The 12,381-nt window shown below is 61.3% G+C and carries 12 protein-coding genes; 11 read left to right on the top strand and 1 reads right to left on the bottom strand.

Annotation, left to right across the window (positions count from 1 at the left end):
• The first annotated feature begins 93 nt into the window (after positions 1 to 93).
• The 8 genes from QTL94_RS06750 (at position 94) to QTL94_RS06715 (ending at position 7,115) form a co-directional block, all read left to right on the top strand.
• Complete coding sequence (locus QTL94_RS06750) at positions 94 to 342, top strand: hypothetical protein (protein ID WP_037062162.1); 249 nt, start codon at positions 94 to 96, stop codon at positions 340 to 342.
• 52 nt (positions 343 to 394) lie between these two features.
• Positions 395 to 1,066 carry a response regulator transcription factor gene (locus QTL94_RS06745; RefSeq protein ID WP_065689922.1) on the top strand — a complete coding sequence of 224 codons (672 nt, stop codon included), beginning with the start codon at positions 395 to 397 and terminating at the stop codon, positions 1,064 to 1,066.
• Positions 1,056 to 2,459, top strand: a complete 1,404-nt coding sequence (locus QTL94_RS06740) for an ATP-binding protein (protein ID WP_289800995.1) — start codon at positions 1,056 to 1,058, stop codon at positions 2,457 to 2,459. The genes QTL94_RS06745 and QTL94_RS06740 overlap by 11 nt, the downstream gene beginning before the upstream one ends.
• A 116-nt stretch (positions 2,460 to 2,575) precedes the next feature.
• Positions 2,576 to 3,004 carry an RT0821/Lpp0805 family surface protein gene (locus tag QTL94_RS06735; protein ID WP_065689924.1) on the top strand — a complete coding sequence of 143 codons (429 nt, stop codon included), beginning with the start codon at positions 2,576 to 2,578 and terminating at the stop codon, positions 3,002 to 3,004.
• A 94-nt stretch (positions 3,005 to 3,098) separates the two neighbouring features.
• On the top strand, positions 3,099 to 4,229 hold the full coding sequence (gene ccmI, locus QTL94_RS06730) for a c-type cytochrome biogenesis protein CcmI (protein WP_289800994.1): 1,131 nt from the start codon (positions 3,099 to 3,101) through the stop codon (positions 4,227 to 4,229).
• A complete protein-coding gene (ccmE, locus tag QTL94_RS06725; protein WP_113523969.1) occupies positions 4,226 to 4,678 on the top strand; it encodes a cytochrome c maturation protein CcmE in 453 nt (150 codons plus the stop codon). Before ccmI ends, ccmE begins: the two co-directional genes overlap by 4 nt.
• Entirely contained in the window at positions 4,675 to 6,663 is a 1,989-nt protein-coding gene (locus QTL94_RS06720) for a heme lyase CcmF/NrfE family subunit (protein WP_289800993.1), read from the top strand. Before ccmE ends, QTL94_RS06720 begins: the two co-directional genes overlap by 4 nt.
• The gene (locus tag QTL94_RS06715; protein ID WP_289800992.1) at positions 6,660 to 7,115 is read left to right on the top strand and encodes a cytochrome c-type biogenesis protein; all 456 of its coding nucleotides are present in this window, start codon (positions 6,660 to 6,662) and stop codon (positions 7,113 to 7,115) included. Before QTL94_RS06720 ends, QTL94_RS06715 begins: the two co-directional genes overlap by 4 nt.
• Here the strand turns inward: QTL94_RS06715 and QTL94_RS06710 are convergent.
• Positions 7,105 to 8,292, bottom strand: coding sequence for an MFS transporter (locus tag QTL94_RS06710; RefSeq protein ID WP_289800991.1), 1,188 nt, complete (start codon positions 8,290 to 8,292; stop codon positions 7,105 to 7,107). The two genes, QTL94_RS06715 and QTL94_RS06710, sit on opposite strands and share 11 nt — an antisense overlap.
• 232 nt (positions 8,293 to 8,524) lie before the next feature.
• Between QTL94_RS06710 and QTL94_RS06705 the strand changes: the two genes are divergently transcribed.
• The 3 genes from QTL94_RS06705 (at position 8,525) to QTL94_RS06695 (ending at position 12,327) form a co-directional block, all read left to right on the top strand.
• Positions 8,525 to 10,102 (top strand): Do family serine endopeptidase, encoded by a 1,578-nt coding sequence (locus QTL94_RS06705; protein ID WP_289800990.1) that lies wholly within the window; start codon positions 8,525 to 8,527, stop codon positions 10,100 to 10,102.
• Positions 10,103 to 10,249: 147 nt separating this feature from the next.
• On the top strand, positions 10,250 to 10,927 hold the full coding sequence (locus QTL94_RS06700; RefSeq protein ID WP_198928659.1) for a response regulator transcription factor: 678 nt from the start codon (positions 10,250 to 10,252) through the stop codon (positions 10,925 to 10,927).
• The gene (locus QTL94_RS06695; protein WP_289800988.1) at positions 10,924 to 12,327 is read left to right on the top strand and encodes a sensor histidine kinase; all 1,404 of its coding nucleotides are present in this window, start codon (positions 10,924 to 10,926) and stop codon (positions 12,325 to 12,327) included. The genes QTL94_RS06700 and QTL94_RS06695 overlap by 4 nt, the downstream gene beginning before the upstream one ends.
• The last annotated feature ends 54 nt before the right edge of the window (positions 12,328 to 12,381 follow it).

Raw genomic sequence — 12,381 nt, 5'->3', positions numbered from 1 at the left:
TCTAAACACTCGACGTTACAGTGCATTCATTTGCCATTCAGGTCGCTTGAGTACATAGTCGGGCCAAGTTGGTATCCATTGAAAGCATAGCACATGGCCTCTCCTCTGAGCGTCGCAGCGTTAGCCGCCGGGCTGGCGGTATCGTCGCCCTCACCGGATAATTCGCGCAACTTTATAGTGCGCGTAGCAGGCGATTGCAGCGCGGCCGCCCAGCAGGTTGTGGAGAAGACCGGCGGTCAATTGCTCTCCGTCCAACCCTCCGGCGACAGTTGCATCATCACGGTTCTGGTCCAGGGCAACGGTCAGCGTCCGCGCAAGGTAACCGTCAAGGTTCCGATGTAGGCAGAATCGGCCTATGAGACATCGAAGAGATCAAGCGGGGTAAAGCCGACCGATGCGAATTCTGGTAGTCGAAGACGACGTCAATCTGAACCGACAGCTGAGCGACACTCTGAAAGAGGCCGGCTATGTCGTGGATCAGGCATTCGACGGTGAGGAAGGGCATTTCCTCGGCGATACCGAGCCTTACGACGCGATCATCCTCGATATCGGTCTTCCTGAGATGGATGGCGTGACGGTGCTCGAGAAGTGGCGTGGCGCTGGTCGCGGCGTGCCGGTGCTGATCCTAACGGCGCGCGACCGGTGGAGCGACAAGGTTGCCGGCATCGATGCTGGCGCCGACGACTACGTCACCAAGCCCTTCCATGTGGAAGAAGTCCTTGCCCGTATCCGCGCCTTGATCCGCCGCGCGGCAGGCCATTCCTCTTCCGAAATCGTCTGCGGTCCAGTGCGTCTCGATACCAAGACCTCGAAGGCCGTCGTCAATGGCGTGACGCTGAAACTGACGTCGCACGAATACCGCCTGCTGGCCTATCTGATGCATCACATGGGTGAGGTCGTGTCTCGTACCGAACTCGTCGAGCACATGTATGATCAGGACTTCGACCGCGATTCTAATACGATCGAGGTTTTTGTCGGTCGCTTGCGCAAGAAGATGGGCGTTGATCTGATTGAAACGGTGCGCGGTCTCGGTTACCGCATTCAAGCGCCGAGCAATGCGAATTAAGTCGCTCACCGCACGCGTTCTGCTGTTGACCACGATCTGGTCGACCGTTGCGCTGGTTGTCATCGGTCTCCTGATCTCGACGCTCTATCGCAAGAGCGCCGAGCGCGGCTTTCAGGATCTGCTGCGAGCCCAGCTCTATAACGTCATCAACTCCGTGGCGATCGGCGATCAGGGAGCACTGAGCGGCAGTCCGCAGCTTGGCGACCTGCGCTTCGCGCAGCCGAAGACCGGCTGGTACTGGGTGGTGGAACCGCTCGGCACCTACACGGCGCCGCCGCTGGTATCGCCTTCTCTCGGATCGGCGACGATCCCGGTTCCATCGGTGCTCGAAGCGCCCTTCGACAAGAATTACGAGCGCTATTACCAGGTGACCGATGCCTCGGGAAACCGGATCCAGGTCGCCGAAACCGAAGTCGTTCTCGACACGGACGGACGCGCGGCGCGTTTTCGCGTGACGGGCAATGTCGATGTCGTGGAAGACGACGTCCGCAATTTCTCCCACAGCCTCTATCTCGCGCTCGCCGGCTTCGGTGTTGGCAGCCTTATCGTCAATGCGTTGGCCATTCTTTATGGTCTCAAGCCGCTCGACAAGGCACGCGCCGCGCTTGAGCGGATCCGCGCGGGCGAGAGCGAGCAGCTGAAGGGGGACTTCCCTCGCGAGATCTTGCCGCTCGCCAACGAAGTGAATGCGTTGATCGACAGCAACAGGCGTATCGTCGAGCGCGCCCGCATGCAGGTCGGCAATCTCGCCCATTCTCTCAAGACCCCGATTGCCGTGCTGCTCAACGAAGCGCGCGTGCTCGAGCGATCACATGGGGATCTCGTGCGCAGCCAGGCTGAAGCGATGCAGGGGCAGGTCCAGTCCTATCTCAACCGTGCCCGCATCGCCGCGCAGCGGGAATCCGTTCTCGCCCGCACAGATGCCGAGCCGGCGATGGAGCGCCTGGTCCGCGTCATGCGTCGCCTGAACGTCGACAAGGAATTTGAGCTTTCCGTCGCGCCGCCGCATCTGGCCGTCGCGATGGAACAGCAGGATCTCGAGGAAATTGTCGGCAATCTCCTGGAAAATGCGGCACGCTTTGCAGCAACCAAGGTCCGCCTGTCGGTCACGGAGGCGCCTGACGACATCAAGGGAAGCGAGGCCAGCGCGCGTCGTCACTGGGTCGAATTGATCGTCGAGGATGACGGAAGCGGCCTCGAGCCTGATCAGATTCGGGAAGCGCTGAAGCGCGGGCGGCGGCTTGACGAAAGCAAGCCGGGCACGGGTCTCGGTCTGTCGATCGTGACGGAGATCGCCAATGAATACCAAGGGCGGCTCGAGCTGTCTCGCGGTGACTGGGGTGGACTTAAGGCACGCCTTATTTTGCCTGGTGTCACAAAGGATGTTGCGTGACGAACTGCTTGATGCCAGAAAGACATAGGCATTTGCATAGCATGCTTTGCCTTAATGCCGACATGGCGCGATGCGCCTGTGGCAGCGTATTTGACAGCTGAGTCGGGTTCCCCTGAATGATGTTCCGTTCGAAAGGCATGATTGTTTCCTCGTTGGCGGCCGCTGTGGCCTTGTCTGGCTGCCAGACAACGAAGAGTGGTGGCTCCGGCGGCCTTTTCGGAAGCAGCAAGCCGTCTGCATCCGCGTCCTTCATTGCTGCCCTTCAGGGCGGTATCGTCGGTCGCACGGGCATAACGTTGAGCGACAGTGATCGCCAGCGTGCGCTTGAAGCGGAATATCGTGCCTTGGAAGGTGCGGCCGTCGGCCAGCCGGTCGTCTGGAGCGGACGCAATGTCAGCGGCAAGGTCATTGCCGCCGCTCCCTATCAGGTCGGCTCGCAGAACTGCCGCCAGTACACTCATACGGTGACGGTCGAAGGCAAGGAAACCGTTGCCCGCGGTTCGGCCTGTCGCAATGATAACGGCAGCTGGTCGCCGCTCGGCTAGCTGAGATTGGCCTGATTGCGGCCAAACGCCTCAAATCTCGTTCATCACGGCTTTGCTTGTTGGAAAGAAGCCGCGCTTCGAGTATTTGGCGGCTATGATTTTCTGGATTCTTGTGGCCGTTATGACGGCGGTTGTTGCCGCTATCCTGCTTTATCCGCTTTTGCGTGGAGCAAAGGCGGCTGACGATAGCCGGGCTGGCGAAGCCGCGGTCTATCGCGACCAGCTCCGCGAGCTCGAGCGCGACCTTGCCGGCGGCCTGATTTCTGCTGACGAAGCCGAGTATGCGCGGGCGGAAGTCGGCCGGCGGTTGATCGCCGTCTCGAACACTCCTGCGACGGTTTCCGGCCGGAAAAGTGGGCGTCATCGCCTGGCCGAGGCTTTCGTCCTCCTCTTGCTACCCGCAATGGGGCTCTGTCTTTACGTGGCGATGGGGCGGCCTGATTTACCGTCGCAGCCGCTGGAGGCACGTCTTGCAAATCCCGGCAATGACATGGCCGTGCTGGTCGCCAAGGCGGAGCGCCACCTCGCGCAAAATCCCGACGACGGCAAGGGCTGGGACGTCCTGGCGCCGATCTATTTCAGCACGATGCGTGTCGACGATGCCGAGGCGGCCTACCGCAACGCCATCCGCCTGCTTGGTCCGAGCGCCGTGCGGCTCGACGGCCTTGCCGAAACGCTCATGGCGAAATCAGGCGGTGTCGTGACCGACGATGCGCGTCAGGTGCTCGAACAATCGCTACAGCTGGAGCAGGACAATCCGCGCGCGCGGTTCTACCTTGCCCTCGGCATGGAACAGGCGGGCAAGGCGAGCGAAGCTCTCAGCGGCTTTCAGGCGCTCGCCAAGCAATCGCCCGCCGATGCGCCGTGGATGCCGCTGGTCAACGAGCACATCGCCAAGAACGGCGGAACGCCGGCAACAGCGTCGGCGCCGGCCGGTCCGACACAGGCCGATGTCGCCGCCGCCGAACAGATGACTGCCGGCGATCAGCAGCAAATGATCAAGGGCATGGTCGAAAGCCTGGACGCAAAGCTCGCCGAAAATCCGGATGACCTCGAAGGATGGTTGCGGCTGGTCCGCTCCTATGCCGTATTGAACGACAAGGATCATGCCGTTGGTGCCCTCAAGCGCGGGCTCGCGGTGTTCCCCGCCAAGAGCGACAAGGGAATGCAGCTTCTCGCGCTGGCGCGTGAACTTGGTATCGCAACGGAAGGATTGACGGAATGACGCGCAAGCAGAAGCGCCTTGCGGTAATTGGCGGCGGGATGACCTTCATTCTCGCGGCCGTCCTGCTCGTCATGTTCGCCTTCAGCCAGTCCGTGGCCTATTTCTACATGCCGGCCGATCTCGCCAAGAACCCAGTGCCCCCAGGAACGCGCATCCGCCTCGGTGGTCTTGTCGGCGATGGCAGCATCGTGCGCGGCGTCGGCTCGACGGTGCAGTTTGCGGTGACCGACCCCAGCGGTGACCAGATCCGCGTTCGCTATACGGGGATATTGCCTGACCTCTTTCGCGAGGGGCAGGGGGTCGTCACCGAGGGGCGTTTCGAGACGGGAAGCGATGTCTTCACCGCCGATACCGTTCTTGCCAAGCATGACGAGAAGTATATGCCCAAGGAGGTTGCCGACCGCCTGAAGTCGCAGGGGCTGTGGAAAGAAGGAGAGGCGGCGCAATGATCATCGAGATCGGGCACTACGCACTCATTCTGGCGCTGGCGACAGCGCTCGTCGTCTCCCTTGTGCCGTTGATCGGGGCGAGGCGGCTTGATCAGGCGATGATGGACGTCGCGCCGGTCGGTTCGATTGCGCTCTTCGGGCTGGTCGCGTTCTCGTTCGGCGTGCTTACCTATGCGCACGTGGTTTCGGATTTTTCAGTCGAGAACGTCTGGGAAAACTCGCACTCGCTGGTGCCGCTGATCTACAAATACTCCGGTGTGTGGGGCAACCATGAAGGCTCCATGATGCTGTGGCTGCTGATCCTGGCTTTGTTCAGCGCCCTTGTCGCCGCTTTTGGCCGCAACCTTCCCGATACGTTGAAGGCGAACGTGCTTGCCGTGCAGGCTTGGATTTCGGTCGCGTTCATCCTCTTCATCTTGTTGACGTCCAATCCGTTCACGCGCCTTGATCCGGCGCCGGCCGAGGGCAAGGATCTCAATCCGGTGCTGCAGGATATCGGCCTGGCGATCCATCCGCCCTTGCTCTATCTCGGCTATGTCGGCTTCTCCGTCTGCTTTTCCTTCGCCGTCGCTGCCCTTCTTGAAGGGCGCATCGATGCCGCCTGGGCGCGCTGGGTGCGGCCGTGGACGCTCGCCGCATGGACCTTCCTGACGCTTGGCATCGCCATGGGCTCCTATTGGGCCTACTACGAACTCGGCTGGGGTGGCTGGTGGTTCTGGGATCCGGTGGAAAACGCGTCCTTCATGCCGTGGCTCGCCGGTACGGCGCTTCTGCATTCCGCCCTGGTCATGGAAAAGCGCGAGGCGCTGAAGATCTGGACCGTGCTGCTCGCTATCCTGACCTTCTCGCTGTCGCTGCTTGGGACGTTTCTCGTTCGGTCGGGCGTCCTGACATCGGTCCATGCCTTTGCCAGTGATCCTTCGCGCGGTGTCTTCATCCTGTGCATCCTGCTGATTTTCATCGGCGGTGCATTGTCGCTCTTCGCATTCCGCGCGCCTCTGCTGACCGCCGGCGGTCTGTTCGCGCCGATCTCGCGCGAGGGTGCCCTGGTCGTGAACAATCTCATCCTGACGGTGGCGTGCGGCACCGTGCTGACCGGCACGCTTTACCCGCTGCTGCTCGAGACCCTCACGGGCGACAAGATCTCGGTCGGTCCACCCTTCTTCAACATGACGTTCGGCCTCTTGATGGCGCCCTTGCTGGTGATCGTTCCCTTCGGACCACTCCTGGCCTGGAAGCGCGGTGATTTGCTGGGAGCATTGCAGCGGCTTTACGTGGTCGCCGCGCTGGCCTTCGCCGTGGCGATAGCCTTCTTCTATGTCGAACACGGTGGGCCGGTGCTTTCCGTTCTCGGTCTTGCCGCTGGGCTCTTCCTCATCTTCGGTGCGATCGCTGATCTCTGGTACCGTTCCGGCGTCGGTAAGGTTGCCGCCAGCGTTGCCTGGAGGCGTTTTGCCGGGCTGCCGCGCTCCGCCTTCGGAACAGCGCTTGCGCACGCTGGCCTCGGTGTAGCGGTTCTTGGCATCGTCGCCGTTACGACGTTCGAGACCGAGTATGTCGTTCAGATGAAAAAGGACGAGGTCGTCGAGGCAGGCGGGTACACCCTGCGCTTCGACGGCATGCAGGCCGCGGCCGGCCCGAACTATACTGAGGAGCGCGGCCATTTCAGCGTCGCCCGTGGCGGCGTGGAAGTGGCGGACGTATGGTCGTCCAAACGCCTTTACACCGCACGCCAGATGCCGACGACCGAAGCGGGCATACTCAGCTTCGGTCTTAGCCAACTCTATGTCTCCCTTGGCGACGCGACCAACGATGGCGGCATCGTCGTGCGTATCTGGTGGAAGCCCTTCATCCTGTGCGTATGGGGCGGAGCCGTGATCATGGCGATCGGCGGCTTCGTCTCGCTTAGCGACCGCCGATTGCGGGTGGGCGCCCCGCGGCGCAAGGCGAAACCAGCGGCTCCCGCCATGGAGCCGGCCGAATGATCCGACGCTTCATCATGGTGCTGGCGATCCTGTTTGCTGCCGCTCCGGCGTTTGCGGTCAACCCTGATGAGGTGCTTGCCGATCCAGCGCTCGAAGCCCGTGCACGTGCCATCTCAGCAGAGTTGCGCTGCATGGTCTGCCAGAATCAGTCCATCGATGATTCCAATGCCGAACTGGCCAAGGATCTGCGCCTGCTGGTTCGCAAACGCCTCAACGACGGTGACAGCGATACGCAGGTGATGGATTATATCGTCTCCCGCTATGGCGAGTTCGTTCTGCTCAAGCCGCGCTTCGAAATGAAGACGATGCTGCTTTGGGGCGCGCCGCTTCTGCTGTTTGTCGTGGGCGGCATCGCGCTGGCAGTGTTTGCGCGGCGACGCGCGGGAAAGCCGACCGGGTCTGCATTGACCGCTGAAGAACAGGCACGCCTGACCGAATTGCTCAGGAAGTGATCTCGGCCCGGCGCAGACGCTGGCGCAGCAGGGCCGCAACAATCACGGCTGTCAGCGCCAGCACGACGCTGCCCGCAGCTATCGGGCCTGCGGACGGGGAGTAGATATCCATTACGGCCCCGACTGTTGATGAGCCGGCCGCGCTGCTGACCGCATAGGCGAGCGCGAACGCCGCACTTCCAGCGACAAGCGTATCGCCGTTATACCGTTCACCAAGCAGCGTGAGAGCGCAGGTATAGAGCGAAAAGCTCGCCGCACCCATGATGCCGAAGGCAATCAGGATTGCTGCCTGCGATTGAAGAAACGGAATGGCGATAAAGCTCAATCCGGCTAGGCAACCCGAGCAGACGGCAACGCCCGATCGCGACGTCTTGTCGAGGAACCAGCCGACGAGCGGTTGAGCAAGCGCCGTCGGCAAAGCCAAGACGGACACGCTGATTGCCGCGAAGGCCTCTGAATACCCAAGCCGCACGAAGTAGACCGGCATTGCCGAAATTGCGGCGATATCGGCAAAGGCAAAAGCGGCGACCATGACGATCAGCATCGGAGCGCTTTTGGCAAACTTGAAAAGCGCTCCGGAGGCGGCCTGCTCCGGTTGGGTCCTCGCCCTTCTGCTGAGGATGACCGTCAGGAACGCGACGCAAGCCACGTAGACGGCAAGCAGCGCGAACGCAAAACCGTTCTCTGTTCCGAAGAGCGGGATCGCGAGGGGGCCGGCGGCAAAGCCACCGCACATGCCGGCGCCGTAGAGGCCGGACATTCGCCCGCGCAGACGATCGGGGCAGGCCGTGTTGAGCCAGGCTTCGCTCAGCATGAAGATGATGCTGACGCAGACACCCAGCGAGAAGCGAGCGAGACACCAGACCCAGAAACTGTCGAAGGTCGCAAACAGCGAAAGGCTGAGCGCACAGCCGATCAGGCCTGCAACGATCAGGCGATCTCCCCGCACCAGCCGCGAAAGCCATCCGACCGCGAATGTCGCGGTTGCCAGACCGCCCGCAAAACAGCCGGCGTTGAAGCCGATTAGGCTCTGAGAGACGCCGCGGTGCTCGAGAACAAGAGAAATCAACGGGTAGGTCAGTCCTTGCGCGACGGCAAAGGCAGTGACGCCCACGATCACGGCGGCGATTGCTGCCACGTCGGGCGCAAAATCATCTGCCGGAACAGCATGGGTCATTGATCGCTCCTCGCTTGCGTCAGGGCAAGACGCTTAGCGGGTCGCGGCGACTTAGTCGAGACGCCGGGATTGCGAACGGCGCTGAAACAATTTTTGCGAGCGATTTCGCACATTACGAATTTTTCATCGCTCGGACAGTTCGCAGTAAGGTGTGCCGTCCTATATCTTCGTCCATCAACTGATCCGGTGTTTGCCGATCCCGTGGATGCAAAGAGAAAAGAAGGTGCCACTCATGTTCAAGAATATCAAAGCTCCGTCGCTGAACACCGCGCTCAAGGCGTCGACAGTCGCGGGGCTTGCCGCAGCAGTCCTCGCCACCGGTATTCCCCTTGAAATTACCCGTTCCTACGCAGAAGCAGTCAAGGTACAGGCTCCGTCCGTTCCGAGTTTCGCGAACGTCGTTGACGCCGTTTCGCCTGCTGTCGTGTCGGTTCGTGTTGAAAGCCGCGTCAATCCGGTTTCCGATGAAGACGGTGGCAATGGCTTCTCCTTCGACTTCAACGGCCGTGGTTTTGACGATCTCCCCGATGCACTGAAGCCGTTCTTCCGCCAGTTCGGCGAGCAGGGCCCGCAGGGTCCGCAGGGCCATCGCGGTCCTCCCGGCAAGCATTTCGGCCAGCAGGACAAGGAAGGTCGTCTTCGTCCCGTCGCACAGGGCTCCGGCTTCTTCATCTCCGATGATGGCTATATCGTCACCAACAATCACGTCGTTTCCGATGGCGCGGCCTTCGTCGCAGTCATGAACGATGGAACCGAGCTCGACGCCAAGCTCATCGGCAAGGATCCGCGCACCGATCTTGCTGTGCTGAAGGTCGATGGCAAGGGCCGCAAGTTTACCTACGTGAACTGGGCAGACGACAACAACGTTCGCGTTGGTGACTGGGTTGTCGCCGTCGGTAACCCCTTCGGTCTCGGCGGTACGGTCACGGCCGGTATCGTCTCAGCGCGCGGTCGCGACATCGGCTCCGGCCCATACGACGATTACCTGCAGGTTGACGCTGCTGTGAACCGCGGTAACTCCGGTGGTCCGACCTTCAACCTCGCTGGCGAAGTCGTTGGCATCAATACCGCGATCTTCTCGCCGTCGGGCGGCAGCGTTGGTATCGCCTTCGCTATCCCCGCATCGACCGCCAAGGACGTTGTTGCCGATCTGATGAAGGACGGCCAGGTTTCGCGCGGCTATCTCGGCGTGCAGATCCAGCCGGTTACCAAGGATATTGCGGACTCGCTTGGCCTGTCTGAAGCAAGCGGCGCATTGGTTGTCTCGGCCCAGGCCGGAACCCCAGGCGAAAAGGCCGGTCTGAAGGCTGGCGATGTGGTCACGGCCGTCAACGGCGAGACCGTCAAGGACGCCCGCGATCTGAGCCGCCGTATCGGCGCGATGACGCCGGGCAAGAAGGTCGAACTGTCGGTATGGCGTTCGGGCAAGGCTACCCCTGTAACGGTTGAACTCGGCACGTTGCCGGCCGAACAGAAGGACGCCTTGGCTGACGACGGCGATCAGGCACCTGAAGCACAGACGCCTGCCTCCGAAAAGGCGCTTGCCGACCTCGGCCTCAGTGTCGGCCCTGCCGACGATGGCAAGGGCCTGCAGATCACCGGTATCGATCCGAATTCCGATGCCGCCGACAAGGGCATCAAGGAAGGCGAGAAGATCACCTCGGTCAACAACCAGGAGGTCTCCAACGCTGACGACGTTGTCAAGGTTCTGAACCAGGCGAAGAAGGATGGTCGCACACGCGCACTGTTCCAGATCCAGTCGAAGGAAGGCAGCCGCTTCGTCGCGCTTCCGATCAACGGCCAGGGTTGATCCGTCTCAAATCCGAAGAGCTGGAGCCGCGCCGCAGGGTGCGGCTCCTTTTTCACCAATACATCATGGGTGGCTGCAATGACTTCCGTTCAACAGGACACAGCTTTGAGCCTTGCCGAAACACAGCCTACGGGTAATGTCGGCCGCATGAAGATTCTTATAATTGAAGACGATCTCGAAGCTGCGGTTTACCTGACGAAGGCGTTTCGTGAGGCGGGCATCGTTGCCGATCACGCGAGTGACGGGGAGAGCGGCCTCTTCATGGGGACCGAAAACACCTACGATGTCATCGTAATCGATCGGATGCTGCCGCGCCGTGACGGCCTCTCCGTTATCAGCGAGCTGCGCCGTAAGGGCATCCACACTCCCGTTCTCATTCTTTCGGCGCTTGGCCAGGTCGATGACCGCGTGACCGGCCTTCGGGCAGGCGGCGACGACTATCTGCCGAAGCCCTATGCCTTCAGCGAACTGCTGGCGCGTGTCGAAGTGCTCGGCCGTCGCAAGGGTACGCCGGAACAGGACGTGGTCTACCGTGTCGGCGATCTTGAGCTTGATCGCCTGTCGCATGAAGTCAGGCGCGGGGGTAAGGAAATTCCGCTCCAGCCGCGCGAATTCCGCCTGCTCGAATACCTGATGAAGAACGCGGGCCAGGTGGTCACGCGCACGATGCTCCTGGAAAATGTCTGGGACTACCACTTCGATCCGCAGACCAACGTCATCGACGTACACGTCTCGCGCCTGCGCTCGAAAATCGAGAAGGACTTCAGCCAGCCATTGCTGAAGACCATTCGCGGCGCAGGTTACATGATCAAGGATGAGGGATGAACCGTTTCTGGTTTCTCTTCAAGTCCACCGCAGTCCGTCTCTCGGCCCTCTACATTCTGCTCTTTGCAATCTGCGCGGCGACGCTGGTCTTCTATGTGACCGCGATGTCCGAGCGGTTGCTGACCAGCCAGATACGGGAGGCTGTACAGCAGGAAGTCGACCAGGTGCAGCGCGCCTATGACGCGGGCGGCATGAACCTCCTGTTGCGCACGATGGAGCGGCGGGCACGCCAACCCGGTGCCAACCTCTACATCATCGCGGGTCCGTCAGGCGACATCCTTGCCGGCAACGTCGCTTCCGTTCAGCCGGGCGTGCTCGACGAGCAGGGCTGGACGACGTTGCCTTTCAAGTATCGGCGCTATGCCGAAGGGGGTGCCACCAAGCAGCACATGGCGGTTGCCAATATCGAGGTGCTCGACAACGGCTTGCGCGTGCTGATCGGCCGGGACCTTGGCGAGCCGGAGGCCTTTCGTGTGCTCGTGCGGCAAGCGCTGATGATCGCCTTGGCGATCATGGGACTGGGTGCGGTCATCATCTGGTTCGGCATTGGTCGCAATGCCTTGAAACGGATCGACCGGATGTCGGCGGCGAGCAAGAAGATCATGGCCGGCGACCTGTCGCAACGTCTGCCGGTCGGCGGCTCGGGCGACGAGTTTGATCGCCTCTCGGCATCATTGAATGCAATGCTCGGGCGGATCGAGAAGCTGAACGAAGGCCTGCGCCAGGTCTCGGACAACATCGCGCACGATCTCAAGACACCATTGACACGACTGCGCAACAAGGCAGCCGATGCGCTCGATACGCCGGATACGGAGACACGTCGGATCGCACTGGAGGGCATCATCTCCGAGTCCGACCAACTGATCCGTACCTTCAATGCCTTGCTCATGATCTCCAGGGTGGAGGCAGGCTCTGCAGCAGCGGAAATGTCAGCGGTCGATCTCTCAGCCATCGTCGCCGACAGCGCCGAACTCTACGAGCCGGTGGCCGAGGAGGCCGGACTTGCGCTCAATTCATCGATCGAGAAGGACATCGAGGTTCAAGGCAATCGCGAGCTGATCGGCCAGGCGATCTTCAACCTCATAGACAACGCCATCAAGTATTCGGCGGATGTCGAAGGCGGAGGCGAGGTCTCTCTGAAACTCACCCGCCGACAGGACGGCATATGCCTGCAGGTTGCCGATCGCGGCCCCGGAATTCCCGCGGCGAAGCGCGAAGAGGTCCTGAAGCGCTTCGTGCGTCTCGACGAGAGCCGTTCGAAGCCCGGAACCGGCCTGGGGCTTTCACTGGTCGAGGCTGTCATGGAACTGCACGGCGGCAAGCTCGAGCTTTCCGATACGGATCCCGATGATACGGCGAAGCCCGGCCTTGCCGTCGCCATGATCTTTCCCACCAAATAGTTCGTCCATCGATTGCGCACGATCGCTCAATTGATGGTTGGCCATTGTCCTCCC

This window comes from Rhizobium sp. S96, assembly GCF_030382195.1.
GTDB lineage: Bacteria > Pseudomonadota > Alphaproteobacteria > Rhizobiales > Rhizobiaceae > Rhizobium.
This window is presented reverse-complemented; position numbering and strand designations above follow the sequence as displayed.

What these genes read in the sequence shown, in the direction of transcription:
- QTL94_RS06710 (WP_289800991.1), bottom strand. Translation starts at nt 8,292, where the DNA reads ATGACCCATGCTGTTCCGGCAGATGATTTTGCGCCCGACGTGGCAGCA.
- QTL94_RS06720 (WP_289800993.1), top strand. Translation starts at nt 4,675, where the DNA reads ATGATCATCGAGATCGGGCACTACGCACTCATTCTGGCGCTGGCGACA.
- ccmI (WP_289800994.1), top strand. Translation starts at nt 3,099, where the DNA reads ATGATTTTCTGGATTCTTGTGGCCGTTATGACGGCGGTTGTTGCCGCT.
- QTL94_RS06695 (WP_289800988.1), top strand. Translation starts at nt 10,924, where the DNA reads ATGAACCGTTTCTGGTTTCTCTTCAAGTCCACCGCAGTCCGTCTCTCG.
- QTL94_RS06750 (WP_037062162.1), top strand. Translation starts at nt 94, where the DNA reads ATGGCCTCTCCTCTGAGCGTCGCAGCGTTAGCCGCCGGGCTGGCGGTA.
- QTL94_RS06700 (WP_198928659.1), top strand. Translation starts at nt 10,250, where the DNA reads ATGAAGATTCTTATAATTGAAGACGATCTCGAAGCTGCGGTTTACCTG.
- QTL94_RS06735 (WP_065689924.1), top strand. Translation starts at nt 2,576, where the DNA reads ATGATGTTCCGTTCGAAAGGCATGATTGTTTCCTCGTTGGCGGCCGCT.
- QTL94_RS06745 (WP_065689922.1), top strand. Translation starts at nt 395, where the DNA reads ATGCGAATTCTGGTAGTCGAAGACGACGTCAATCTGAACCGACAGCTG.
- QTL94_RS06715 (WP_289800992.1), top strand. Translation starts at nt 6,660, where the DNA reads ATGATCCGACGCTTCATCATGGTGCTGGCGATCCTGTTTGCTGCCGCT.
- QTL94_RS06740 (WP_289800995.1), top strand. Translation starts at nt 1,056, where the DNA reads ATGCGAATTAAGTCGCTCACCGCACGCGTTCTGCTGTTGACCACGATC.
- QTL94_RS06705 (WP_289800990.1), top strand. Translation starts at nt 8,525, where the DNA reads ATGTTCAAGAATATCAAAGCTCCGTCGCTGAACACCGCGCTCAAGGCG.
- ccmE (WP_113523969.1), top strand. Translation starts at nt 4,226, where the DNA reads ATGACGCGCAAGCAGAAGCGCCTTGCGGTAATTGGCGGCGGGATGACC.